This is a genomic window from Lysinibacillus sp. FSL W7-1291, assembly GCF_038593415.1.
GTDB lineage: Bacteria > Bacillota > Bacilli > Bacillales_A > Planococcaceae > Lysinibacillus > Lysinibacillus fusiformis_D.
Window position 1 is genome coordinate 3,138,506 of record NZ_CP151994.1, and the last position, 24,320, is coordinate 3,162,825.

General features: G+C 39.2%; 26 protein-coding genes, 3 pseudogenes and 1 other annotated feature. Of the genes and pseudogenes, 2 read left to right on the forward strand and 27 right to left on the reverse strand.

Annotated elements, in window-relative coordinates; all coding sequences use genetic code 11:
• The first annotated feature begins 96 nt into the window (after nt 1-96).
• Nucleotides 97-975 carry a polysaccharide deacetylase family protein gene (locus tag NST76_RS15200; protein WP_342503567.1) on the forward strand — a complete coding sequence of 293 codons (879 nt, stop codon included), beginning with the start codon at nt 97-99 and terminating at the stop codon, nt 973-975.
• 74 nt (nt 976-1,049) lie between these two features.
• On the opposite strand, the gene yajC is transcribed toward NST76_RS15200, so the two are convergent.
• The 7 genes from yajC to NST76_RS15235 form a co-directional block, all read right to left on the reverse strand.
• The gene (gene yajC, locus NST76_RS15205; RefSeq protein WP_036124438.1) at nt 1,050-1,316 is read right to left on the reverse strand and encodes a preprotein translocase subunit YajC; all 267 of its coding nucleotides are present in this window, start codon (nt 1,314-1,316) and stop codon (nt 1,050-1,052) included.
• A gap of 744 nt (nt 1,317-2,060) precedes the next feature.
• Complete coding sequence (gene tgt, locus NST76_RS15210; protein WP_036124159.1) at nt 2,061-3,206, reverse strand: tRNA guanosine(34) transglycosylase Tgt; 1,146 nt, start codon at nt 3,204-3,206, stop codon at nt 2,061-2,063.
• A 56-nt stretch (nt 3,207-3,262) separates the two neighbouring features.
• Complete coding sequence (gene queA / locus NST76_RS15215) at nt 3,263-4,303, reverse strand: tRNA preQ1(34) S-adenosylmethionine ribosyltransferase-isomerase QueA (RefSeq protein WP_036124157.1); 1,041 nt, start codon at nt 4,301-4,303, stop codon at nt 3,263-3,265.
• Between the two features lie 16 nt (nt 4,304-4,319).
• Entirely contained in the window at nt 4,320-5,324 is a 1,005-nt protein-coding gene (gene ruvB / locus NST76_RS15220; protein ID WP_036124152.1) for a Holliday junction branch migration DNA helicase RuvB, read from the reverse strand.
• 18 nt (nt 5,325-5,342) lie between these two features.
• Nucleotides 5,343-5,963, reverse strand: a complete 621-nt coding sequence (gene ruvA, locus NST76_RS15225) for a Holliday junction branch migration protein RuvA (RefSeq protein ID WP_058843999.1) — start codon at nt 5,961-5,963, stop codon at nt 5,343-5,345.
• A gap of 112 nt (nt 5,964-6,075) precedes the next feature.
• Nucleotides 6,076-6,954: a phosphotransferase gene (locus NST76_RS15230; protein ID WP_334312335.1), complete on the reverse strand. Its 879-nt coding sequence runs from the start codon at nt 6,952-6,954 to the stop codon at nt 6,076-6,078.
• The gene (locus tag NST76_RS15235; RefSeq protein WP_036124142.1) at nt 6,944-7,972 is read right to left on the reverse strand and encodes a LysM domain-containing protein; all 1,029 of its coding nucleotides are present in this window, start codon (nt 7,970-7,972) and stop codon (nt 6,944-6,946) included. The genes NST76_RS15230 and NST76_RS15235 overlap by 11 nt, the downstream gene beginning before the upstream one ends.
• 141 nt (nt 7,973-8,113) lie before the next feature.
• On the opposite strand from NST76_RS15235, the gene NST76_RS15240 reads away from it, so the two are divergent.
• Nucleotides 8,114-8,647: a transcription repressor NadR gene (locus tag NST76_RS15240; RefSeq protein WP_089934703.1), complete on the forward strand. Its 534-nt coding sequence runs from the start codon at nt 8,114-8,116 to the stop codon at nt 8,645-8,647.
• A gap of 175 nt (nt 8,648-8,822) precedes the next feature.
• On the opposite strand, the gene NST76_RS15245 is transcribed toward NST76_RS15240, so the two are convergent.
• The 20 genes and pseudogenes from NST76_RS15245 to NST76_RS15340 form a co-directional block, all read right to left on the reverse strand.
• Nucleotides 8,823-9,215 (reverse strand): DCC1-like thiol-disulfide oxidoreductase family protein, encoded by a 393-nt coding sequence (locus NST76_RS15245; RefSeq protein WP_036124137.1) that lies wholly within the window; start codon nt 9,213-9,215, stop codon nt 8,823-8,825.
• 18 nt (nt 9,216-9,233) lie between these two features.
• Nucleotides 9,234-10,115, reverse strand: coding sequence for a prephenate dehydratase (gene pheA, locus NST76_RS15250; RefSeq protein WP_036124134.1), 882 nt, complete (start codon nt 10,113-10,115; stop codon nt 9,234-9,236).
• 164 nt (nt 10,116-10,279) lie between these two features.
• A complete protein-coding gene (locus tag NST76_RS15255) occupies nt 10,280-10,735 on the reverse strand; it encodes an ACT domain-containing protein (RefSeq protein WP_004226679.1) in 456 nt (151 codons plus the stop codon).
• A 24-nt stretch (nt 10,736-10,759) separates the two neighbouring features.
• Nucleotides 10,760-12,049, reverse strand: coding sequence for a GTPase ObgE (gene obgE / locus NST76_RS15260; RefSeq protein WP_036124130.1), 1,290 nt, complete (start codon nt 12,047-12,049; stop codon nt 10,760-10,762).
• 5 nt (nt 12,050-12,054) lie between these two features.
• Nucleotides 12,055-12,582 (reverse strand): Spo0B domain-containing protein, encoded by a 528-nt coding sequence (locus NST76_RS15265; RefSeq protein ID WP_036124127.1) that lies wholly within the window; start codon nt 12,580-12,582, stop codon nt 12,055-12,057.
• A 179-nt stretch (nt 12,583-12,761) separates the two neighbouring features.
• Nucleotides 12,762-13,061 carry a 50S ribosomal protein L27 gene (gene rpmA / locus NST76_RS15270; RefSeq protein WP_016991892.1) on the reverse strand — a complete coding sequence of 100 codons (300 nt, stop codon included), beginning with the start codon at nt 13,059-13,061 and terminating at the stop codon, nt 12,762-12,764.
• Nucleotides 13,058-13,414: a ribosomal-processing cysteine protease Prp gene (locus NST76_RS15275; protein WP_036124121.1), complete on the reverse strand. Its 357-nt coding sequence runs from the start codon at nt 13,412-13,414 to the stop codon at nt 13,058-13,060. The genes rpmA and NST76_RS15275 overlap by 4 nt, the downstream gene beginning before the upstream one ends.
• Nucleotides 13,415-13,430: 16 nt before the next feature.
• Entirely contained in the window at nt 13,431-13,739 is a 309-nt protein-coding gene (gene rplU, locus NST76_RS15280) for a 50S ribosomal protein L21 (protein WP_036124117.1), read from the reverse strand.
• A 14-nt stretch (nt 13,740-13,753) separates the two neighbouring features.
• Nucleotides 13,754-13,831, reverse strand: a sequence feature (ribosomal protein L21 leader region).
• 45 nt (nt 13,832-13,876) lie between these two features.
• On the reverse strand, nt 13,877-14,488 hold the full coding sequence (locus NST76_RS15285) for a stage IV sporulation protein FB (protein WP_036124114.1): 612 nt from the start codon (nt 14,486-14,488) through the stop codon (nt 13,877-13,879).
• A complete protein-coding gene (locus NST76_RS15290; RefSeq protein WP_036124111.1) occupies nt 14,478-15,032 on the reverse strand; it encodes a peptidoglycan DD-metalloendopeptidase family protein in 555 nt (184 codons plus the stop codon). The genes NST76_RS15285 and NST76_RS15290 overlap by 11 nt, the downstream gene beginning before the upstream one ends.
• A gap of 93 nt (nt 15,033-15,125) precedes the next feature.
• On the reverse strand, nt 15,126-15,923 hold the full coding sequence (gene minD, locus NST76_RS15295) for a septum site-determining protein MinD (RefSeq protein WP_036124107.1): 798 nt from the start codon (nt 15,921-15,923) through the stop codon (nt 15,126-15,128).
• A gap of 1 nt (nt 15,924) precedes the next feature.
• On the reverse strand, nt 15,925-16,593 hold the full coding sequence (gene minC / locus NST76_RS15300) for a septum site-determining protein MinC (RefSeq protein WP_058843996.1): 669 nt from the start codon (nt 16,591-16,593) through the stop codon (nt 15,925-15,927).
• A gap of 27 nt (nt 16,594-16,620) precedes the next feature.
• Nucleotides 16,621-17,145: a rod shape-determining protein MreD gene (gene mreD, locus NST76_RS15305; RefSeq protein WP_080717089.1), complete on the reverse strand. Its 525-nt coding sequence runs from the start codon at nt 17,143-17,145 to the stop codon at nt 16,621-16,623.
• Nucleotides 17,145-18,059 (reverse strand): rod shape-determining protein MreC, encoded by a 915-nt coding sequence (gene mreC, locus NST76_RS15310; protein ID WP_036124096.1) that lies wholly within the window; start codon nt 18,057-18,059, stop codon nt 17,145-17,147. The genes mreD and mreC overlap by 1 nt, the downstream gene beginning before the upstream one ends.
• 13 nt (nt 18,060-18,072) lie before the next feature.
• Nucleotides 18,073-19,092 carry a rod shape-determining protein gene (locus NST76_RS15315; RefSeq protein WP_058844000.1) on the reverse strand — a complete coding sequence of 340 codons (1,020 nt, stop codon included), beginning with the start codon at nt 19,090-19,092 and terminating at the stop codon, nt 18,073-18,075.
• 572 nt (nt 19,093-19,664) lie between these two features.
• Nucleotides 19,665-19,868, reverse strand: a pseudogene (locus tag NST76_RS15320) (JAB domain-containing protein); the annotation flags it as partial.
• A gap of 110 nt (nt 19,869-19,978) precedes the next feature.
• Nucleotides 19,979-21,790: pseudogene (locus NST76_RS15325) on the reverse strand (reverse transcriptase domain-containing protein).
• Between the two features lie 562 nt (nt 21,791-22,352).
• Nucleotides 22,353-22,820: pseudogene (gene radC, locus NST76_RS15330) on the reverse strand (DNA repair protein RadC); the annotation flags it as partial.
• 33 nt (nt 22,821-22,853) lie between these two features.
• Nucleotides 22,854-23,447: a Maf family protein gene (locus NST76_RS15335; protein ID WP_036124089.1), complete on the reverse strand. Its 594-nt coding sequence runs from the start codon at nt 23,445-23,447 to the stop codon at nt 22,854-22,856.
• A 98-nt stretch (nt 23,448-23,545) separates the two neighbouring features.
• Nucleotides 23,546-24,190 carry a hypothetical protein gene (locus NST76_RS15340; RefSeq protein WP_058844888.1) on the reverse strand — a complete coding sequence of 215 codons (645 nt, stop codon included), beginning with the start codon at nt 24,188-24,190 and terminating at the stop codon, nt 23,546-23,548.
• Nucleotides 24,191-24,320: the final 130 nt, after the last annotated feature.

Below are 24,320 nucleotides of genomic sequence, written 5' to 3' on the forward strand. Positions count from 1 at the left end.
ACACCCCCATACTATCAAAGTGACCTTACTTATTGTTTTTTATACAATTTTCAAGGAATAGTCTCCACTTGTTCGTACACAATAACAAAGAACAAAATGCTTAACGACTATAAAAACAAACAAGGTGAGAACATGACAAGGAAAATAATTGTTTTCGTTGTTGTTTATATGCTGCTGTTGCTAATAAGCCCCTCCCCTATTTACGGATACCAAGAGCCGGAAATACCGGTTCTTATGTATCATCATTTAGAGGAACATATAAATAATACTACAGTTATTTCACCCGAAAATTTTGAAAATCAAATGAGGGCGCTGAAAGGTGCAGGATATCATACCATTTCTGTTCAGCAATTATATGATTACTTAAATGGGCAAACGCCATTACCTCCAAAGCCTATATTAATTACGTTTGATGATGGGTATTTAAGCAATTATGAAAAAGCATACCCTGTTTTAAAAAAATACGATATGCATGCAGAAATCTTTGTGATTGCAAGCCGAATCCTAGAAAATGATGAAAAAATTCAACAGCCAAAAGAAATTCCAAAGATGAGCTGGGAGCAGTTAAAGGAAATGAAGGATTATATGACAGTTCAGAGTCACACATGGGATTTGCATTATAAATTACCTTCAGAAAACGGTAGGCTAAATGGTGCGGTATATGGACCAGGTTTTGTAGACGGACAACTTGAAAGTTATCATGCATACGAAGAAAGAGTTAGAAATGATTTTATTCGCTCACGAAAAATAATAAAAGAAAAACTTGGCTATGAGCCCATTGCTATTAGCTATCCTTACGGCATTCATTCACCATCCACCATAAAATTAGCAAAAGAAGCTGGTTTTAAGATGGCCTTTGTTATTCAAAATAAACATGTGAAAAGGGGCGATTCTCTGTTTACGTTAAGCAGAATAACTGTAAACGGCAAAGATTCTGGTGAAGTATTGATCCATAAAATAAAAACAGCTAACTAGCCATGAGTTCGCTTCATGTGTAAAAAAAGACTTACAACATAGCTAATGCCCTATTGTAAGCCTTTTCTCTTTTGTTACTGATTGTCATTAACAATTCGCCCAATTGCTTGACGGTCAAATTTCACTCGTACATTGTCAGCGATTTTTAACGTCACTGCTGTGTCCTCAATCGCATCTACGACACCATGTAGACCACCGATTGTAATGACTTTATCTCCACGTTGCAAACTACTTTGCATATTTTGTGTTTCCTGCTGTCTTTTTTTAGCTGGACGGATTAAGATAAACCACATTGCAACGAACATTAATAATATTGGCGCTAATCCTAATAATTGATCCATAATATATCTTGCCCCCTTTCCAAATCTCACTTTTTTAGTATAGACTATTCCACCAATAAAAAGCGATGAACAAGCCAAAAAATTTTCTCAATTACTAATATTTTTTCTATGATTGACATTATTTTGCTAGAAATATTCACTTTTTACAAAGATTTGAATGCTTTTACAAAACGATTGCCATAGTATAAGGACATTAGGCACTGCCTAATGTCCTTTCATAGTGTTGAAAAACAAAACCATCCATAGAATTTATATGAAAGGTGAAAAAGGATTTCCGTTGCAGGCTACTTGCTTTCCTGTGGGCGAGCGCCGAGCTATCCCACCGGAGTCAAGTAGCCTTCCACTCCAATCCATAAAAATGTTTCTGTTTAGCAAAGATCTTCAAATAAAGTGAAGGTATTCATTACTCTTTATAAAGGGTGTTGTCACTCATCACTTCTCCACATTGAAAATAAGAGGCTATCCTTTCTCTAATCATACAAATACGGCTCGTATGAAAGATAAGGAAAAGACATTTTTGCAGAATGGTTGATTGGAGTGGAGCCAGTGTCACTCCTAGGGGATTTAGCGTCATAGAGGAGACCCTGGAGCGAACGCAGTGAGTGAAGCGGCTCATCTGACGCCCCCTGGAAAGGACGCTGGTGGAACGGAAATCAACCCCTCGCCTTACAAAATTGCTTATTATGCCGTTGACATTACCTTTTTTATTTCGATTCAGTAACATAAAATGAAAGGCGTAATGGCTTAAAAGTTCTTAGCATTTGGCCCATTGAAGCCATATTTTTCAAAGAATTCTTCTCGGAAATCACCAAGGCGGTCTTGACGAATGGCTTCACGCACTTGTTCCATCAGCTTCAATAGGAAATGTAGATTATGATAAGACGTTAAACGAATACCAAACGTTTCTTCCGTACGGATAAGGTGTCGAACATAAGCACGAGAATAGTTTTTACATGTATAGCAATCACAATTCGGATCAATTGGACCAAAATCACGTGCATACTTAGCATTTTTCACCACTAGACGGCCTTCAGATGTCATTAGTGTACCATTACGCGCAATACGTGTTGGCAGCACACAGTCAAACATATCAATCCCACGAATTGCTCCATCAATTAAAGAATCTGGTGAGCCAACCCCCATTAAATAACGTGGTTTATTTTCAGGCATCATTGGCGTCGTAAATTCTAACACTCGGTTCATCACATCTTTCGGTTCACCAACAGATAATCCACCAATTGCGTAGCCTGGGAAATCTAATTCCACTAATGCTTCTGCTGAACGACGGCGTAAATCCTCATACTCTCCGCCTTGGATGATCCCAAACAAACCTTGCTCCTCTGGACGCTTATGCGCTTCTTTACAGCGTTTTGCCCAACGTGTTGTACGATCAACTGATTGCAGCATATAATCATGTGTCGCAGGAAATGGTGGACATTCATCGAACGCCATCATAATGTCAGACCCTAAATCATTTTGAATTTCCATTGCTTTTTCAGGGCTTAAAAATAGCTTATCTCCATTAAGGTGATTACGGAAATGAACGCCTTCCTCCTCAATTTTACGGAATTGACTTAGGGAGAACACTTGGAAACCACCTGAATCCGTTAAAATAGGACGATCCCAGTTCATAAATTTATGGAGTCCGCCTGCTTCCTTGACAATATCATTGCCTGGACGAAGCCATAAATGGTACGTATTGGACAAAATGATCCCAGCATTCATTTCTTTTAATTCCTCTGGCGACATCGTTTTAACAGTTGCTTGTGTGCCCACTGGCATGAATGCTGGTGTTTCAAAGGAGCCATGTGGTGTATGGACGATGCCAAGACGTGCTCCTGTTTGTTTACAAGTATGAAGTAATTCATATCGAATTGCTGGTTGTGTCATAAACTAAAAATCCTCTCTTATCTGAAGTAAAAACAGTACTTCGATTGTATCCACTATTATTTTTTCGGACGTATAAACATCGCATCTCCAAAACTAAAGAAGCGATATTTTTCCTCCACTGCTTGCTGATAGGCACTTAAAATAGTTTCTCGAGTAGCTAGCGTACTAACAAGCATGACAAGTGTTGATTTCGGTAAATGGAAGTTTGTAATTAACCCATCCACCACCGTAAAGTTGTAGCCTGGATAAATGAAAATAGACGTCCAACCTTGTTCTGCTCGCACTTCCCCCTCATATTTAGAGCCAATTGTCTCCAATGTACGTGTAGAGGTTGTCCCAACAGCTATGACCTTGCCGCCGTTTTGCTTAACACGATTAATCGTATCTGCCGCTTGTTCGGTCACACTATAGAATTCAGCGTGCATTTCATGGTTTTCAATCGAATCCACACTAACAGGACGGAAAGTGCCGAGACCCACATGTAGCGTGATAAAGACCACTTCTACACCTTTCGCTTTTACCTGCTCTAATAATTGCTCCGTGAAATGCAGTCCCGCTGTTGGTGCTGCAGCTGAGCCACGTTCTTTGGCATAAACCGTTTGGTAACGATCCTTGTCCTCAAGTTTTTCACGAATATATGGAGGCAACGGCATTTCACCAAGTTGCTCTAATATTTCATAAAAGATGCCATCATAATGAAAGTCAAATGTACGTCCGCCATGTTCAAGCTCTCCTGTACAAGTAGCTGTTAATAAACCTTCACCAAATGTGATAACAGTTCCTACTTTTACACGCTTAGCTGGTTTTACAAGTGTTTCCCACTCATCTGTACCAGCTAATTGCTTTAATAACAATACTTCTATATGTGCACCTGTTTCCTCTTTCACACCCATTAAGCGAGCAGGTAAGACTCTTGTATCATTTAATACGAGACAATCTCCAGCATGTAGCTCATCTAAAACGTGAGCAAAATGGTGGTGCTCTACTTTAGTAGCGCCAGGTGTAACAACCATTAAGCGGCTCGCAGTACGATCAATTAATGGCGTTTGAGCAATAAGCTCCTCCGGTAATTCAAAATCAAAATCTTCTACACGCATGAAAAAACTTCCTTCTTTATGTTTGTTGTGGATACTCATATCCAAAATGTTCATAGGCTAAATGTGTGGCAACTCTTCCCCGTGGTGTACGTTGAATAAGGCCAATTTGCATCAAATAAGGTTCATATACATCCTCTATCGTAACCCGTTCCTCACCAATCGATGCCGCAAGCGTATCTAAGCCCACTGGACCGCCTTGGAAGCGCTCAATCATGTTCGTTACAAGTTTATGGTCGATATGATCAAGCCCTCTAGGATCAACTTGTAACAGCTCTAGCGCTTGCTGTGCAAGACCCTCCGTTATCATACCATCTCCAAGCACTTGTGCATAATCTCGTACTCGTTTTAATAGACGATTCGCAATTCGAGGTGTTCCGCGTGAGCGTCTCGCCATTTCCATTGCCGCTACTTGCTCAATTTTCACCTCAAATAAATGAGCACTTCGCACCACAATTTCAGCAAGTGAACGATCATCATAATATTCTAAGCGTAGTAACACACCAAAGCGATCCCTTAAAGGGGCTGATAAGGCGCCAGCTCTTGTTGTAGCACCTACAAGGGTAAAGGGAGGTAAATCAAGGCGTACAGAACGTGCTTCTGGACCTTTCCCCACCACAATATCTAAACAGAAGTCCTCCATTGCTGGATATAGCACTTCTTCAATGGCACGGGAGAGTCGATGAATTTCATCTATAAATAAAACGTCCCCAGGCTCAAGTGAACTTAAAATAGCTGCTAAATCCCCTGGGCGCTCAATTGCAGGGCCACTCGTCATGCGTACATTGACATTCATCTCATTCGCAATAACAGCAGCTAATGTCGTTTTACCAAGTCCCGGAGGTCCATATAACAGCACATGGTCTAAACTTTCTTGGCGAAGCTTTGCCGCTTCAATGAATATTTGTAAGTTTTCCTTCACTTTATGTTGCCCAATATACTGCGTTAATTTTTGAGGGCGTAAAGATAATTCAAACTGCTCATCATAGCTACCTGCCTCACTTGCCATCATACGTTCAGACATGCACCTTCCCTCCTTTCCTTATTTTATTTTTAGCAATAGTTGCAACGCTTGTTTCATAAAGGCATCTGTCGTTTCCAGCTTGTCGTTGTCCTCAAGCTGTGGACGAATTTTTTCGAGCTCTTTTTCAGAATAACCAAGTGCCATTAACGCCAGTATAGCTTCTTCTAGCTCATGCTTATAAGGATTCACACCAAACAATGGTAGCTCATGTTCTGCACTAGGAAGCTCCAATGTATCTAATAACGAGCCTAGCTTGCCCTTCAAATCAAGAATCATTTGACGTGCCGTTTTTTTCCCAACCCCAGGGAACTTCACTAAAAACGCTTCGTCCTCCCGCTCAATGGCACTAATAACCTGTTGCGGATTCCCAGTAGCTAAAATCGCTAGAGCCCCCTTTGGCCCTATGCCAGATACTAATATTAGCTTTCGAAATAGCTCACGTTGATCTAGATTAGGGAAACCATATAAAACTTGTGCATCCTCTCGTACATGCAAATGAACATATATCTGTTGCTCCAGGGCTGATGTGCGGAATGCAAACGGATTGGGCGTATGAAGTTGCCAGCCAATACCTTGTTGTTCTAATACTATAAACTCAGGTGTAATACGAGTTACTTGTCCTTTTAAATAATCATACATCTATAATCCCTCACAATCATCGTCTTCGATTATAGCATATAGCGAACGAATGCTCGACAAAAAGTAGTGGCAAAAGCGCTGTTGCCAAACAAAAATGACCGCCAAATGACGGTCATTTTTTAACAAATCTATCAATATCGTACCACAGTTTTGGCCAATAGGTGAGGGCTCGTTTTGTGAATGGCACTAAATAATCTAAAAATACTAGCTGTTGCTCTAGTGGTAAATCCACTGCAAAAAGCCATTCTCGTAATAGCTCATTCGGATATTTCAAACGATGGAGCTTTCTTTTATCCAGTCGTTTCAGCTCAGGTAATTCGGCAAAAATTTTCCCAAGATCATAATCAACAGCAGGTAATACACGATGCAACCATAAAATATATTCATCATCTGCTTCGCCAAGATGTGCTAAATCAAAATCAATTAAACGTAATTGGCCATCAGAGCACCATAAAAAATTATGATGAACCACATCCCCATGTAATAGTGTGATTTCTTTTTCAGGCGCATCCTCTAATGCAATCAGTTGTAAAGATTTATCACTATAATGCACAATTTGATCGATTTCTTCTTTTGTTAAAAAAGCTCGAAACTCATTTCTTCTACTTTTAAAACGCATATGACGCATTTGCCATTTTAAAAGCTGCGAGTAGGTATGCAAGCCTGGCATTCGCTGCCAAGCTATTTTTTTATGTGTATCATGTAAAGCTATTAATAATTTAAGAGATTCTTCACGATCTTTTTTATATGCAAAGTTAGCACCATGGCTTCCTTCTTGCCATACTTGCACAATTAACTGCTCATCATCACTCTGGACCAATGGTAAGATTAGAGAAGGCTCCATGCGTCCTAACTGGCGATGAATTGCTCTCACCTTCTCTGCAATTTCCACTTGCTTCGCTCGTTTGACAAAATAATGATTCGATTCATACTTATATTTCCAAATGTTTGACTTTAACTCTTCTACAATATACGCTTTTTCACCATCGATAAGGCGTCATCCCGCCTGGGAAATAGTGCGGTGACATCCATTGTCCCCCTGCTGGTGGGCACGGCGGTGGACAATGTGTCGGACATGGTGGTGGCGGACAATGACAAGGATCCATTTGCCATGTAGGCATCATCATTGGTTGTTGATGACAGCCACAGGATTGACCCATGTTCATATCAGGCATCATCATTGGCTGTGTACCACAGCCACAAGATTGACCCATATTCATATCCATTTGTGGCTTCATTTGCTGATCCTGTGTATGGAAGAATGGTGATGTAGACTCTAAAAAGTCTTCCATCCCACCTACTTTATGATCTGGCATGTCACAAGACATTGGCTGTTGTGGCATCGTATAATGCTCGACCTGAGGTTGCATTGGCATCATCGGCCACCACATTTGATGATAGATCGGTTGATGACAACTTGAGCAATGTGGGACAGCAGGCATTTGTGGCATGATATGCATCGGTGGCTGTGGCGCTGGTTGTGGCATTGGCTTCGGTTGAGCTACAGGTGGTGGTGTAGGTGCTGGCGGTGGTGGTGGCTGTATTTGTACAGGTGGTGTTGTAACATTTTGCTCCATTTGTGGCATCACCAATTGTTGGTGCCAATTCATTTCCACAGGCTGCGGTACCCACATCGGTTGTTGTGGCATTTGCATAGGCATTGGCATCGGTATTGGAATCGGAATCATTTGTGGTTCTGGCATTGGCATAGGAGCTGGTGGTGGCGGTACAATAGGCGGCGGTGGTGGCATCGGTCGCTGTACCTCTTTTTTAGGACTTTCCTTCGGTGCCTCCTTATGCACTTGTGTTTCCTTTTTCGGCATTTCTTTATGTGATTCTCTATGCGGCTCTTTGTTTATTTTTTCAGGCAATATAATTTCCATACCTGGAACAATATAATCTGGGTTGGCAAGATGGACATTGAGCCGCTTCAAATCTTCAAACGAAATGCCGTACTCTTTCGCAATCTTCCACAAGGTGTCTCCCTTTTGAACAATATGAATACGCAATTTTTTCCTCCCTTCCTCTCTACGTATCATATGTTCAATGTTTCATTTGGATACAAAAATTTCAGCAAGTTAGAAATGCTTCATGGTACACTAAAACATAAGGAATGCTGATTCCTTTATTATGAGCAGAGGTGAACTCTTATGAAAAAAATGTTAGGCGAAGAACGCCGACTGCAACTTTTAGCGCAATTAAAAAACAGTAAAGCACCTATAACTGGGACAGACTTGGCTAAGTTCGCCAATGTTTCTAGACAAGTTATCGTCAATGATATGACTCTATTAAAGGCAAGAAATGAGCCCATTATTGCCACAAGCCAGGGCTATCTTTATATGCATCAGGAACAATTACAGCAAACCGTTGAACGTACGTTCCCTTGCTTGCATACCTCAGAGCAAACAGAGGATGAATTAATGACCATTGTCGATTGTGGTGGTACTGTCAAAAATGTTATTGTAGAACATCCAATATATGGTGAACTCACTGCCTCCATTATGGTATCAAATCGCCATGAGGTGAAACAGTTTATCGAACGTGTCAATGCCACACAGGCTAATTATTTATCCGCCCTTACTGGTGGCATTCATCTGCATGTCATCTCTGCACCCTCTGTTGAAGTTTTAACTTTAATTGAACAAGCCTTACAAAAAAAGAGCTACTTAGTGTCAGATCAATAAATAGCAAAAGCACCGTATGATATCCTTTTTCATACGGTGCTTTCTGTTTTGATTGCAAATGTTATGCTTCTGATTGGACGCTTGAGCGACGGTATTTCTTTTCTCTTCGCGAGTATTTTGATCCTGAGCGAAAGTATTTTTCCACTCTCTGCGGATATTATAAACCCGTGCGCTACTAGGAAAGAAATCGTTGCCGTTGAGAAGGTGTGGGCAATAAGCATTCACTTTTTTGACCAAATAAACGATAGCGTTGTTTAGCAAATAATCGATACAGCGCATTACGGATAATGGGGGGAACAAGAATCAAGGCATAGAAGCAAGGCCACAGTCCATCCAATTTCCTGCATATGTTTAATGCTGCGGTAGATTCCAGCGAGACGTTCCCTTGTTCAATCAGAATCACACTATCTATATTCTTTGGTATATTGTACTGATTGAGCAATGCTTGGCCGATATCACTTTGAAGTGACGCAAATTGAAAATAGCCAGCTTCATCGTGTTTGATAATAAATTGAACAGTGCTATCACAAAAATTACAGATACCATCAAATAAAATGATGCCTGCCATTACCATTCCTCCCTACAGCTATTCTGCCTCGTCTGATGTAACATAAGTGAAGTAAGTACCCAAAGATTTTACCTTACAGCCTAGTGCAGCTAATTCTTCCATGGCGCCACGCATCATCGGTTCTTTTTCATCTGCTAATACATCAATCATAAAGAAATAATCACCTAAGCCCGTTTTAAGTGGACGTGATTCAATTTTACTTAAATTCAGTTGACGCCATGCAAAAACAGAAAGCACCTGATGCAATGCCCCTGAACGATCCGTTGGCAATGTAATCATAAACGTTGTCTTAGCTTGCCCTTCAGATAGCTCTTGCGGCAATCGTTTATTTTGCTTGGACAGTACAAAGAAACGTGTATGGTTAAAATGGAAATCATGGATATTCGATTCAACTATGTCAAGACCATATTTTTCGGCTGCTGCTGCATTGCCTACTGCGGCTATACATTCTTGTGGATTTTCTGATACATATTTCGCTGCTGCCGCTGTGGAAGTTGTTTGATGTAATGGCACATGACTGAAACGATAAAATAAGTATTTATGACATTGAGCTAGTGCATGTGGGTGGGAATAAACACCTGCGATAGACTGCCAATGATCCTTTTGCGCTTTATTCACCATTAAATGCTGCTGGATTTTTAGCAATAATTCACCTGTCACATAGAGTGTTGCCTCATGGAATAAATAATCTAATGTTAATGTTACAGAGCCCTCTAAGGCATTTTCTAGCGGAACGACGGCTAAATCCACCTTTCCCTCCGCGACAGCCTCTATACATTCTGGAATCGTCGCACACGGTACAAGCCACTCATTTGGAAAAGTAGCCTTTGTTGCTAAATATGTAAATGATGCTTCTGGTCCTAAATAGGCGATTCTATTTTCCCATTGTTGCTTTGTCATTGCAAATACCTCCTTTATGGCACAATAAGGAGCAGTCCCGCGAGATTTCTCACTGTTGGGACAGCTCCTTATTTGAGCTTGTTATCGCATTCTGACCTAGCAGTCTTATTAAACACGATAATTCATTTTTGTCAAAAATTAAAGGATTGAACACTGTACTGTTATTATAATGCTCCAGAACTAATTACTTCTGCTGATTCTACAAAATCTAAGCGCTTTAATTGCTGAATGAGGTCATCAAGATCACAGGTCATGCTTGTTACATCTAATGATAAAGTAACATTGGCACGTCCCTGAATCGGAATCGTTTGATGAATTGTCAATACATTACAATGTGTAATTGTCACAGTTTCTAAAAGCTTAGCAAGTGTTCCTTTTCTATCTTGAAGCTGTAAAAAGACTGTTAAAATGCGTTCCTGCACAATTGAATGAAAAGGAAAAACCGCATCACGATATTTGTAAAACGCACTTCGCGATAAATCCACCTGCTTTACCGCATCCCAAATGGAAGATACTGAACCACTTGATAGTAAGTGTTTCGCTTCCAAAGTTTTTTGCATTGCATCCGTTAAAACATCCTCACGAACTAAATAATATCGCTGATTCGCAACATTCTTCATACGCTTCCCCCTAAAACTCATGTCTTAATCGACAAATTCAAATTCAAACTCTTGTAGGCGTACTGTATCGCCATCTTGTGCTCCACGTTGACGCAGAGCCTCATCCACACCCATTGCACGCAATTGACGAGCAAAACGACGAATACCATCTTCACGGCTAAAGTCCGTCATTTTAAATAAACGCTCAATGGCATAACCATTAATAATAAATGTACCATCATCGTCACGAGTGATTTCGAAATCTTCACCTTTTGCCTCATGCTTGTACATGACAGTTGCGTCTGATTGCTCCTCTACATCTTCATATAGTGGGAATTCAGGCGTTACTTCCAGTAGATCCGCAATGGCAAACAACAGCTCTTTTAACCCTTGACGTGAAACAGCAGAAATTGGGAAAATTTGAACATCTTCTCCTACCTTTTGGCGGAATGCTGCTAAGTTTTCTTCTGCATCTGGCATATCCATTTTATTGGCTACAATTATTTGTGGGCGCTCTGTTAAACGAAGATTATATTGTTTTAGCTCTTCATTGATTGTTAAATAATCTTCATATGGATCGCGACCTTCCATTCCTGACATATCAATAACATGGACAATAACGCGTGTACGTTCAATATGTCGTAAAAATTGATGGCCTAATCCTACCCCTTCATGTGCCCCTTCAATAAGCCCAGGTAAATCTGCCATCGCAAAGCTTCGGTGATCTTCCGTTTCAATCATGCCTAAGTTCGGTACAATTGTCGTAAAATGATATGCACCAATTTTTGGCTTAGCAGCAGAAACCACTGATAAAAGCGTTGATTTACCAACACTTGGGAAACCAACTAATCCTACATCTGCTAAAACTTTTAACTCTAATATAACATTTAATTCTTGTCCTGGCTCACCTTTTTCAGAAAGTTCTGGCGCTGGGTTGGCAGGAGTGGCAAAACGAGAATTTCCTCGTCCACCTCGGCCAGCTTTCGCAATAATGGCTCTTTGCCCATGCTCCACTAAGTCGGCAATAACTGCATTTGTTTCTTCATTCATAACCACTGTGCCTGGTGGAACTTTAACGATTAAATCCTCTGCATTTTTACCATGCATGCCTTTACTCATCCCATGTTCACCACGAGGCGCTTTAAAATGACGTTTATAGCGGAAATCCATTAACGTTCGTAAGCCTTCTTCTACTTCAAATACGACGTTACCGCCATGTCCACCATCTCCACCAGCTGGACCACCATTTGGTACATATTTTTCTCGACGGAAGGCAACCATACCATCTCCACCGTCGCCACCTTTAACAAAAATCTTTACGTGATCGACAAACATTTAGTTCACTCCCTATTTGCACTCAAGACATATTGCCAGCGCGTAGTTGTCTGCTCAATTGTTTGAATGTCGAATTGTTTCAAACCTTTTTCGGTGAATGCATCAGCACTCCATAACCCATTTAGCGTGAATGTCACGGCAAATGTATGATCGTCAACACGTACATCAAGCGTTAGGATCTGCTCTGTAAATGGATCTAATGTATCATAAACATGCATAACTGTTTTGTTTAAATAATCTACAACTTCCCGATCAATATTGTTGGTCACTGGCTTTTTTATCTCACCGCTTAGCTTCCATGCTAGTGATGGATAACGCCATCCTGCTGTTTGTAGCCACTCAATTGTTTGTGGTAATTGTAGTCGATTGAGGATAGAAAACACGCGTAATTGTTCTGAATAATGTTGAATAAGTTTCTTTGATTCATCAATTCTACCTAAATCTAAATTCATGCGAATCAGTTGCAGTTGATTCACATAATCATGATTTGCAAAACGTAATACTTCACTAATGGTTAGTGATTGATTGTTCATCCCATTCACTCCAATAAAGTTATCCTTACTAGTATAACAAGTTTTGCTCTATTTTTCCCTTAATTCTTTAATCAATTATGCCTCAGCTTAATTGAGACCAGAATCGGCATTGTTGAAATTTAGCCAAAAAAAGGACTGCAATAAATGCAGTCCTCCGCTTTATGTTATCTTATAAAAGATTAAGCTTCTTGTGTAGTTGGATATACAGATACTTGTTTGCGATCGCGACCTAAGCGTTCGAATTTAACAACGCCGTCAACTTTAGCAAATAGTGTATCGTCACCACCACGACCTACGTTTGTACCTGGGTAAATTTTTGTACCGCGTTGACGGTAAAGAATTGAACCACCAGTTACGAATTGGCCATCAGCACGTTTAGCACCAAGTCGTTTAGACTCAGAGTCACGTCCGTTTTTAGTAGAACCTACCCCTTTTTTCGATGCGAAAAGTTGAAGATCTAATGCTAATAATAATTTCATCGAGTTCCACCTCCTACTTGGTTGTAGTTGATTTGGATGTATTGTCCGTAATTTTGCACCATAGAATACACTTGGGCAGTCATTACTTGAACAATTAACTGTAGTTTTGCATCTACTTCAGGCTCTAAATCTGATGGTAAATCTACCTTAAGATAGCCTCCACCTTCAGCAGCTTGTTCGACTTCTGGTTGAATTTGTAATAATGCATAAATAGCATTTACTGTACCAATGGCAATAGTAGATGCTCCTGCACACACTAAATCTTTACCAGATTCATCGTACCCAGCATGTCCTGAAAATTCAAATGCTGACACATGTCTATTTTCATTGTGATGAATCGTAACTTGTATCATTCGCTACACCTCACAATTAAGCGTTGATTGCTTCAACAACTAATTTTGTGTAAGGTTGACGGTGACCTTGTTTACGACGGTAGTTCTTTTTAGCTTTCAATTTGAAAACAACGATTTTTTTCGCACGGCCTTCTTTAACAACTTTAGCTGTTACTGTAGCGCCTTCTACGAATGGAGCGCCAACTTTAACGTTTTCGCCACCTACGAATAATACTTTATCAAAAGTAACAACCTCATCAGCTTCTACGCCTAATTTCTCAACATAGATTTCTTGACCAGCTTCTACTTTGATTTGTTTACCACCAGTTTCAATAATTGCGTACATTTTACTGCACCTCCTCTTAGACTCAGACTCGCCTGTTTTAAAAGGTGATCTTATTAGATACTTAAACCTTTCCAGAGCGGTTGTAGTAGCACGGGTGCTACAAACAATAACATTAAAATATTACCATACGTTTTTTTTTAAGTCAATCTATTCATAACATATTTTTCAAAAGCAACTCTATATTTTCGATAGCGCCATTCTTTCAATGCTTGCAGCCAAATGAATAAATTAATGATGGCTAAAAAAATAGACTGTGGCAAGAACTTGAAAGTGACTAGTAATAGTGTAGTGGCAATGATGAAAGACAACCAATAATACATTTCCACCACTTGAGCTCTTGGATAACTTAAAAATAGCCAGGCTAATACTAGCCTGCCACCATCTAACGGTATGATGGGCACAATATTTACAGCCAGTAACACTAATTGTACAGTTATTAGCTTAGTGGCGAGCAGATCAGGCATAAAAAAAGCGAGGCCAATCCCAATAATGGTAGCGATTGGTCCTCCTAATGCAATCCATAGGAGTGACGAAGCTTGCACAACCGCTGGATTTTCAAATTGAATTTCTCCCCCATATGGTGTAATAACGCATGATTTCACCTTCACTCCGCACAATACTGCTGCTACTAAATGACCTGCCTCGTGCCACAGCAAAGAAAATAAAATGATGGCGTAATAAGCTAATTGTCCACTAAAAATCATGACAAATACCAGAGGGATACATAGAAGATGTAATTTAATCCTCATTGGTCTCCGTCGATTCAAGCCATTGTACAATTTGCTCTAAATCATAATGAGTATCTCCCTTTTCAATGGACATATATAATTGACCAGCTTCTTTCATACCAATTAAATCATTAGCTTGAATCGATGTATAAGGGAGCTGCGCTAAACTATCTAACATACCATAAGATACCGTTGTCCCGTCCTCATAGCTGATTGTCATAGTCTTGCCCGTATACTTTGTATGACCAGTAAAAACCACCAACCCATTCTGCCCAGCATAGATCGGTAAACCAACATCATACTGCAATAAATAACCTTCTTTAAAAACTTGGGCATTAGCAAATGTTAGAAGATCGGCCTGCCCTACATCACTTGATACCATGATGGTCTCTTTTTCTTTTTCGAACCAACTTTGTCCGAGCTCACTTAAATAGGTTAAATCTGCAGAGGTTGTTACAAGCTTTCGAACGGGTGTATCTACTACGCCTTGATCTTCTAAACGAATTACAAGCATGATTGCTGCCACAAGTAGTATCGTGACGAACCATTTCCATTTTTTAAACAAGCTCTCATCCTTTTTTCCACACTATATGAGATTGCATGTCCAAACATGCACAAGAAAAAACCTTCTCGTACATTTGTACGAAAAGGTTGTCATTTATTTTGAAAATAGAGCCTTAAGTTTTGAAAACATACCTCTTTGCTCATTTTGAATAGCCATCAATGGCACGGACTCACCAAGAATACGACGGGCAATATTGCGATAGCCCAATGATGCTTTATTTGATGGGTCCATGACGATTGGTTCACCTTTATTGGAAGATGAGATGACACCCTCACTATCGACAATAATGCCTAATAGATCAATAGAAAGATGTGTAGTAATTTCATTGACATCCAATGTATCACCGCTCTTCATCATATGCTGTCGAATACGATTAATGATGAGTTTAGGTGCTGTAATCTCTTCTTGTTCAAGTAAACCAATGATACGATCTGCATCACGAACAGCGGAGATTTCAGGTGTTGTCACAACAATCGCATGATCTGCACCAGCGACAGCATTACGATAGCCTTGTTCAATACCGGCAGGGCAATCGATTAATACATAATCATAATCCCTTTTCAATTCCTCTACTAAGCTCTTCATTTGCTCAGGGGTAACAGCGTTTTTATCCGTTGTTTGAGCAGCAGGTAATAAAAATAGTTTCTCATCTACGCGCTTATCCTTAATTAATGCTTGATGGATTTTACAGCGTCCTTCCACCACATCAACTAGGTCATAAATAATACGATTTTCGAGACCTAAAATGACATCTAAATTGCGTAGGCCGATATCTGTATCAACTAAACATATTTTTTTACCTTGTAGAGCCAATGCAGTCCCAAGGTTAGCCGTTGTCGTTGTTTTACCGACACCGCCCTTACCTGAAGTTATGACGATCGCTTCTCCCACACTAGCTTCCTCCCTTAGACACATTTAACAATGGTCGTATATTTTTTAAGGCATGAATTTGATCGTACGTAATGCGTCCATCATAGCCAAGAAATGCACAAGTCATTTCTGCCTGATTGATCGCGTTTACATGTTCATCTGACATTGCCTGAACTTGATCAGCAATCATGATATGTGTGGCTTCAAATCGAGATGCTGCAATGATTGCTTCTTTATTGCCATGCACACCCGCATGTGCAATTCCTTTTAGTCTACCTAGGACATATACATTACCGCCAGCCTCTACTCGACCGTTTGGATTTACATGGCCTACAATGATAATGTCCCCTGATGAACGCAGAACTTGTCCTGATCTGACCACACCAATATATGTATCTTGTTGACCTTCAATCATTTTCTGGTTGCTTTCTTGGACAGTCAGTACTTCACTTTGCACCTTAGATACAATAAGTTGCTCCGTTTCTTCTACAATTTTTATCAGCTCATTCATTTGTTCATCAGTACAGTATCGATAGCCTAAGTATAATTGTACATCTACTTTACCATCGATACCGCCTTCTAACACTTTCTTCTTCAATTCTTCTACTAACTCGCTATACGAACATTGATCGTCTAGACGTAGTACAAAACCGTCCTTCGTTCCCTTCATATTAACTAACTGTTTTTTCATGAATGCCTCACCTCACGTTGTTCTTTATTAAGAAACTTCACGTGCTCTCTGTAAGACACGCGCATTAATTAGATATTTGAAGGCCCAACCAAGAATCATTAAAAATAAAGCATTAGCAATAATTGTTGGTAGTAGTCGTGAACGTAAGAAATCCGCTAAAGGTATTGCTGTAAAATCAATTAGGAAGAAAAATTGATATAGTATGAATTCTAAAATGGCTACTAGTACAACTGAAATTGTCGTTGTCACAACTAAGTGCTGATGGATAACTTTCACGATAGAGCCTGCTAAAAAACATATAAGTGGATAAAGCACTGAATATAATCCAATAATATCAATGTAAAACACATCATACAAGACACCAAAAAAAACTCCATACATTACCGCACGTTTACGGCTGTAATAGATGGATATAAAAATTAAATATAAGATTAAAAAACGTGGTACCAGAAAATAGACTTCCCCTTTAATTTCAATCGGGGAAAGCATAGCAAATTCTGGCTCTAATAAGAATAGTAAAACCGCTACAGAGGGGATGAGAAATCGAACCATCATTCCGCCTCCTCTTCACTCGCCTCTTGCGGATTCGATAAATCTTCATTTGTTGTATTGCCGTCTGAGCCATCAATAACTGTTGATGTACGTTTAGCAATGACAACATGTTCTAAAATTGAAAAATCAGCAGATGGTTTGACATAAGCCATTTTTGTTAAGCCATGATCATCTGTACTAACTTCTGTAATTTCTCCGATTGGGACACCTTTTGGGAAAATACCACCAAGCCCTGAAGAAACTACTTGCTCGCCTTCTTTCACCGTTAAGCTAGAATCGATTCGCTTCATAATGAGTTTATTACGTTCTTCATCAAAGCCCTCGATTAAACCGTATGCTTCTTTTTCTCCTAATACCATCGCAGAAACACGATAGTTTGGATTATTTGTATATAAAAGCTCTACCTCAGATGTGAAAGGTGTTACTAGTATAATTTTCCCTACTAAACCTTTCGCCGTCATAACTGCCATATTTTTTTGGACACCATGAGAAGACCCTTTATCTAAAATGATTTTCTCTTCCCACTGGTCTGGATTTCTAGCAATCACTGTTGCATGAATTGGATTAAATGCCTTCAAGCTCTCGGTTTTATCCAATAGCTCTCGTAGCTTGTTATTCTCTGATTTTAAATCCGTAGCTTCAGCTTGTACAACTGCAAAATCTTCTAAGCGTGCTTTTAAACGTTTATTTTCTTCGTACGTGTTTAAGAGGGAGTCAATACTATTAAAAATACCATTAATATAATTCGCCGGCTTCGCAACAATCGATTGTGCGACGCCGACAGTATCTTTAATAATTTGCTCTGGTAAAGTTGCATTCGTCCGATCACGTAATGAGAAGCTAATCAATGCCACAAGAAAAACCATACCTACGAGCAGCAAAATTACTTTCTTATTGAAGAAAAAGTGTGGCATTGCCTCAACCTCCTTACCCTTTTACTTGTTGTTGACGAATTAAGTCGATATGATCTAATGCTTTACCTGTGCCAATTGCTACACAGTCTAACGGATCTTCTGCGATAAAGACTGGCATGTTTGTTTCTTGGCTAATAACTTTGTCTAAGTTTGTTAATAGCGCACCACCACCAGTTAATACAATACCACGTTCCATTACGTCAGCAGATAATTCAGGAGGGGTTTGTTCTAATGTTTTGCGAACGCCGTCAATAATAGAGGCAACCGCTTCACGCAATGATTCAGAAATTTCCTGTGAAGAAATTTCGATTGTTTTTGGTAAACCAGTTAATAGGTCACGTCCTCGAATATCCATTTTATTCTCTGGACCTTCTGCCAATGCCGTACCAATTTCCATTTTCACAGCTTCTGCAGTACGTTCACCAATTGTTAAATTATATGTTTTACGAATATACGAAATGATGGATTGATCCATCGCATCCCCACCAACACGTACGGATTCACTCGTTACAATACCACCTAAAGAAATAACGGCAACTTCTGTTGTACCACCACCGATATCAACAACCATTGAGCCAGTAGGATCCCATACAGGAAGATTTGAACCGATTGCTGCTGCAAATGGCTCTTCAATTGTGAACGCCTCTTTTGCACCCGCTTGTCGTGCTGCATCAATAACCGCACGTTGCTCCACTGATGTAATGCCATAAGGCACACAAATCATCACATTCGGTTTTTTCCAGTTGCCTCCAGAGTTTTTACATGCCTCTTTTAAGTAATATTCGATCATTGCTGTTGTAATATCGAAGTCAGCAATAACGCCATCTTTCATTGGACGAATTGCTACGATTGAGCCAGGTGTACGACCAATCATATTTTTCGCATCATTACCAACGGCAACGATATCTCCTGTTTTTGTATTTTTTGCTACAACTGAAGGTTCACGTAAAACGATCCCCTTTCCTTTAATAAACACTAATGTATTCGCTGTGCCGAGGTCAATCCCGACATCTTTGCTTCCTAGTCCAAACAAATTGTGTACTCCCTTTCTATATAAGCCATACTTTCGTTGATATCCATTATCTTTGACGACAATGTGCAGGAACTTTAATTGTGTAAAAAACACAATTGACTCCTCTCAAAGCCTATCACACCTGTCAAAGCTTTTATCTTCATCAGTTGGTGATTGACACCTCGAAAAAATTACACACTCATTCACCTCACCACCAATTTCGATGGGAGTCCTTCCTGAATAAAGATAAAATTCATACCGTTCATTATAACGGAAAAGCGCAAGAATTTGTAGTGTCACATACTACATCTCACAGAAAAGATACTATTTTAATTCCCTCTTAAACTAAAAATAGTACGTATAGATTAGCATATAATTTTTATTCTCATAAGACAACGTGTATCAGGCTACCAATTTTTGTGAAGATAATAGCGTTTCTATGAATACATTAACGATTTGTAATGAAAAAGGTTCGCCAATAAACCACAAAAAAATACAAAAATTTTATAGCTGCCTAACGAAGATGTTTAACTTTCTGTATAAAAAGCATTTGCTGGCTCAACATAAAAAAACTCTGCATGCTTCATGCAGAGTTAAAAATACCCTTTTTCTTTCATGCTAATAAATTGATGATCACCAATGATCACATGATCAATTAATTCAATACCGATAATATAACCGGCTTCAACAATTCGCTTCGTTACCTCAATATCCTCCGTACTAGGTGTTGGCACACCACTTGGATGATTATGAGCACAAATAATGGAAGCGGCAGACCGTTTAACAGCTTCTCGAAAGTAGGGTGAGAACCCAGCGCCTTAATATATTTCTATATTAGGTTTCCAAGAACTCCCCTCCAAACCGTACGTACTCCTCTCAGAGTATACGGCTTTCCATTTACTTTAATCTAACTTACCATTATGTTATGTAAATCGTGATGACACGATGTACATAACGCCATTGTCTTTCTTCTTCGGGCAATCATTTTTTGTTCCCACATTTTCTTGCCTTTTAAATCTTTTAGTTTATGGATGTGATGCATTTCAAGTGGTACTCCCACTATACTGCACCATTCACATTTTTCGACAAGTAATCGGTCAATCATACTCGTTCGCCCTGTATAAATTAATGTATTTTCAACTATATCAACTGTTGGCTGTTTAATCGTATCGTTCTTTTCCATTCATTGCTCTGTAAAATAAGCAATTTTTAGACCCTCTTTGGTTTCATATCGAACACCCAATTTCCCATTAATCTTATATTTAGTGATAATTTTGCTGACAGTACTTTTATATTTATTCGTATACGTTTTAATCATGCTGTATTTCATCGTTTGACGGAAAGACTGTAAAACATGTACATTACTCGCTAGACGATAGTAATTGTAGTAGCCCTCTATTTCCGCATTGTACGTACGTAAAATTTCAAGATCATCATTATGCACCAAATACGGGCGATGAATGGGTTTCCAACCATTGTTTGCTCCTATTTTTAACGCATTTAACTGTAGAAGTTTTTGGATATATTTTTCATGTGGAACGAAAAGCTTTGCTTGATAGTTGAACTTACGCTTTTTTGTTCCATTTGGCATTTTCATTCTATGCCAATCTCTCATAACACGAATATCATACCCAAGAAAACGCGCATTTTTCTTACTGTGAGTAATTAAGGTCTTTTCATCGCTTAACTCTAACTTTAGTTGTTTTTTTAAGAACATTTTCAAGTCTTGCTTAGTTTGTTCGGCTTCCTTTTTACTACCGATGACACCTAGTATAAAATCATCTGCGTACCGCACATATTTTAAGCGTCGGTAATTTGGGTCAAAAAGGTCTTTACTATCATGGCTTTGTAATTCTTCATAAAGCGCTTTTAATTCTTTTAACCGTTCTTTCTTTTGTTCTTCACTTAATTTAGACCAATCACGTTTATTGTTACTTTTTCTCTTCGCAATTTTTGATGCTAAGTTATGATAAGTAAGATTGTGTGTACGTTTATCACCTTTATTATAGCTTTCTATATATTGCTCCACATATTTGTCGAGTTCATTTAAATAAATGTTCGATAACAGAGGACTAATAATCCCGCCTTGTGGTGCACCACTATAAGTTTTGTGAAATACCCAATCTTCCACATAGCCTGCTCGCAAAAACTTCCAGATTAAATTGATGAATTTTTCATCTTGAATCTGTTTTCTTAAAATATTTATTAATACATGGTGGTCTATATTATCGAAGAAGCCTTTAATATCCCCCTCAATAAACCATCTTGTCCCCGTAAAAGTATTGCGGATTTCTTTCAATGCTGTATGACAGCTAAGATTTGGTCTAAATCCATGAGAGTGTATGGAAAAATACTGTTCATAAATACTTTCAAGTAATCGCCGGACAACTTCTTGGACTAATTTATCCTCGAAGGTAGGAATGCCAAGCGGTCTTGTTTTCCCGTTCTTTTTTGGGATATACGTCCGTCGTGCTGGATTTGGTTGATACGTTTGCGTTTTTAATTTTTCAATGAGCTTTTCAATACGTTTTATACTCATACCATCAATCGTATCTTCATTGATCCCTCTTGTATTACTACCCTTGTTTGTATACAATTTTGCGTAAGCTTCAAAATAGAACTCTTTATTGTATAAGTTACGATATAGCCGTTCAAATACATAATTCTTATCTTTTGCTTTGGCAGTTAGACGATTTAATACTACTTTTGGAATTCTCATAGAGCCTCCGCTCCTTCCCAATTTTGTATTAACGTTGTAAACTGCTCCCCTTCGCCATGTACTAGGCTTTCCCTAGCTCGGACTACTACGAGAGCTCCGTTACCATATCAGATATTCAGTGTCTATACACATAGCCCAAAGGCATTCTGACTTAGGTAATCCCCATTTAGATTTATAAAGACTTGTCGCATGTATAATGTCGGATATGACGTTCGCTCGTTACTTTTATACGAAAGTTGGGTGAAATGGTATCACATCATTGACCTCGAAATCTTTAAGGACAATGCACATTTCAAATAGCGTAAATCATGACCTCCCGCTAAAGGTCCCCGTAGTCCCCCTTGAGCTGTCATTCAAGCAGTTTAGCCTTTATCCTTATTTATACAATTCATCTCGCCATTCAGTCGTACTTCGGTCATTAAGTAACTTATGGCTTTTCCAACATGCTACACTCCCTGTCCGGTTTCCCTTTCAGATAAGTTGGCTGATGATAGGGTGAAGCTTGTGATATGTCCCTACTGCTATGCGAAAGCAGATTCCTTATAAACCCTTATGGGCGCACAATTTCCCTGGGATGAACGATCGAGGCGTTTAAACTACCTATAAAAATGGTCTGTTTATGAATAATTTGATTCTTGATATTCAGAAAAAGAACAACAAAATGCTCTTGGTTAAGCGACGTCATATCAGGCATTAAGTAGGCTGCTGCATCTTGCGGAGAACGTATCGTAAATTTCTCAATATTTTGTTTTTGAGCCAATCGTCTACCAAGTTCAATGGCTGCGAGTAATTGAATGGCTTTCACCTCACCGATTCCTTTAATAGCCACCATTTCTTCGATGGTTGCATGCTTCAAATGATGTAAACGTTCAAACACATTTAATACTCTATTTGCAAGAGCAAGTACAGATTCTTCCTTCGTCCCTGTTCTCAATAAAATGGCGAGCAACTCTTGATTGGATAGACTTTCAGCCCCTTGCCGTAACAGCCGTTCACGAGGACGATCCTCCATATGGACATCACGTATCATCAAACTTGGTAAAACCTCTTCCAGCAAAAATACTCACTCCTTCGCAAATTGGATAATTTGTCGTGCTACCAATTGCGAAAACAAAGCTGCAAGTGGTAGACCTACAACATTGTTATAATCTCCTTCAATTCGTTTAACTAATAGTGTGCCTACTGTCTGAATACCATAACCACCAGCTTTATCAAATGGATCTCCAGAATCTACATAGGCTTCAATTAACTCTTGTGATAAATGATGAAAAATAACTGTAGTTTCCTCTACAAAAATCGTTTCTTTTCCATTTGGTTCGATAATTGCTACCGCTGTCATAACAACATGCTTGTTGTCTGACAATCGCTGTAAATGTGAAATAGCTTCCTCACGTGTTTTTGGTTTATGTAGTAGCTCATCCTTGTAAACCACGATTGTATCTGCACCAATAATCGTGGCATTAGGTGCTTTTCTGGCTACATCACGCGTCTTTAATAGAGCCACTCCCTTTACATAATCCTGCATAGTGTTGGCTTGTACACTTGTTTCCTCCACTTCACTAGTCATTACTTCAAACGGAAGTGCTAACATGCCCAGTAATTCCTTTCTCCTTGGTGACGCAGAAGCAAGGACAAGCTTATAATTTGTTTTCAACATGATCTGACCATTCCTCCTTATCCTTATGATAACGAAGAATAGACGATTTGAAAATTTTCAAAAAATCAAGATAATGATACTTTCGCGGTCTTTTATGCTTAAAACTTCACCTGAAGACATGTATTTTTAGATTGATAATGCGCAAAAACATGCAGTCGAATAATGTTAACATCGTTGGAAATAGTAGAGGCAGCCGCTCCAATTGATTGCCAATCCTCTGGTAATGTAGAGTCCTTTCCATTTTCTTTAAAATTTAATTTTGTAGCTTTTTTGTCTGCTAAGGCTGTTGGCAGTTCTGCAAGTGTTGGTTCCTTACAGCTTGCGCCACTGACAGTAAATGCTTTTTTAAAGGTTGCGGGTTCCTGTAAAAATTCTAGCTGACTTTCTTCTGTTACCATGCTTGTCCATACATAGAATTTTCCATCAACCTGAACAATCGCACTCTCTTTTAATGCTGGGTATTCCGCAACAAAAGAACTGGCACTCTCATAATTCGAATACACACCTGCTTGACTGGCAAAAAACATAGGGGCATTAGATGTATTGGTTGTCTCACCGGCAGTTGGAATCGTCTCTGTTTTTGATTGATTATTTGCTACTTCACTACCATTTATCTTTAACGGTAACTGTGTACTGGCCTGTAACACGCCTAAAAAAATCGCCACACCTAATAAACCAACAAATCCACCAATAATCATTGCTCGAAATATTTGTTTTTTTATCACATGACTTACAATTTTCATGCATCTATCACCTCACCCTTCCACCGATCTATCCAACTAGTAGCGTTGCAAAAATTCGATGACTCAATATGATATAAGTATATGTAGATTACGAAGTGTAAATGCGAGTTAATTGTGATTTGCTACAGAA

Bases quoted from the DNA above. Each gene is read 5' to 3' on its own strand.
- minC (WP_058843996.1), bottom strand. From the start codon at position 16,593: ATGAAAAAACAGTTAGTTAATATGAAGGGAACGAAGGACGGTTTTGTA.
- NST76_RS15245 (WP_036124137.1), bottom strand. From the start codon at position 9,215: ATGGCAGGCATCATTTTATTTGATGGTATCTGTAATTTTTGTGATAGC.
- NST76_RS15340 (WP_058844888.1), bottom strand. From the start codon at position 24,190: ATGAAAATTGTAAGTCATGTGATAAAAAAACAAATATTTCGAGCAATG.
- NST76_RS15285 (WP_036124114.1), bottom strand. From the start codon at position 14,488: ATGAGGATTAAATTACATCTTCTATGTATCCCTCTGGTATTTGTCATG.
- rpmA (WP_016991892.1), bottom strand. From the start codon at position 13,061: ATGAAATTATTATTAGCATTAGATCTTCAACTTTTCGCATCGAAAAAA.
- rplU (WP_036124117.1), bottom strand. From the start codon at position 13,739: ATGTACGCAATTATTGAAACTGGTGGTAAACAAATCAAAGTAGAAGCT.
- mreC (WP_036124096.1), bottom strand. From the start codon at position 18,059: ATGCCACACTTTTTCTTCAATAAGAAAGTAATTTTGCTGCTCGTAGGT.
- tgt (WP_036124159.1), bottom strand. From the start codon at position 3,206: ATGACACAACCAGCAATTCGATATGAATTACTTCATACTTGTAAACAA.
- NST76_RS15240 (WP_089934703.1), top strand. From the start codon at position 8,114: ATGAAAAAAATGTTAGGCGAAGAACGCCGACTGCAACTTTTAGCGCAA.
- yajC (WP_036124438.1), bottom strand. From the start codon at position 1,316: ATGGATCAATTATTAGGATTAGCGCCAATATTATTAATGTTCGTTGCA.
- NST76_RS15275 (WP_036124121.1), bottom strand. From the start codon at position 13,414: ATGATACAAGTTACGATTCATCACAATGAAAATAGACATGTGTCAGCA.
- ruvA (WP_058843999.1), bottom strand. From the start codon at position 5,963: ATGTATGATTATTTAAAAGGACAAGTAACTCGTATTACACCTGAGTTT.
- queA (WP_036124157.1), bottom strand. From the start codon at position 4,303: ATGCGTGTAGAAGATTTTGATTTTGAATTACCGGAGGAGCTTATTGCT.
- pheA (WP_036124134.1), bottom strand. From the start codon at position 10,115: ATGACAAAGCAACAATGGGAAAATAGAATCGCCTATTTAGGACCAGAA.
- obgE (WP_036124130.1), bottom strand. From the start codon at position 12,049: ATGTTTGTCGATCACGTAAAGATTTTTGTTAAAGGTGGCGACGGTGGA.
- NST76_RS15265 (WP_036124127.1), bottom strand. From the start codon at position 12,582: ATGAACAATCAATCACTAACCATTAGTGAAGTATTACGTTTTGCAAAT.
- NST76_RS15200 (WP_342503567.1), top strand. From the start codon at position 97: ATGCTTAACGACTATAAAAACAAACAAGGTGAGAACATGACAAGGAAA.
- mreD (WP_080717089.1), bottom strand. From the start codon at position 17,145: ATGGTTCGATTTCTCATCCCCTCTGTAGCGGTTTTACTATTCTTATTA.
- NST76_RS15255 (WP_004226679.1), bottom strand. From the start codon at position 10,735: ATGAAGAATGTTGCGAATCAGCGATATTATTTAGTTCGTGAGGATGTT.
- NST76_RS15335 (WP_036124089.1), bottom strand. From the start codon at position 23,447: ATGTTGAAAACAAATTATAAGCTTGTCCTTGCTTCTGCGTCACCAAGG.
- ruvB (WP_036124152.1), bottom strand. From the start codon at position 5,324: ATGTCTGAACGTATGATGGCAAGTGAGGCAGGTAGCTATGATGAGCAG.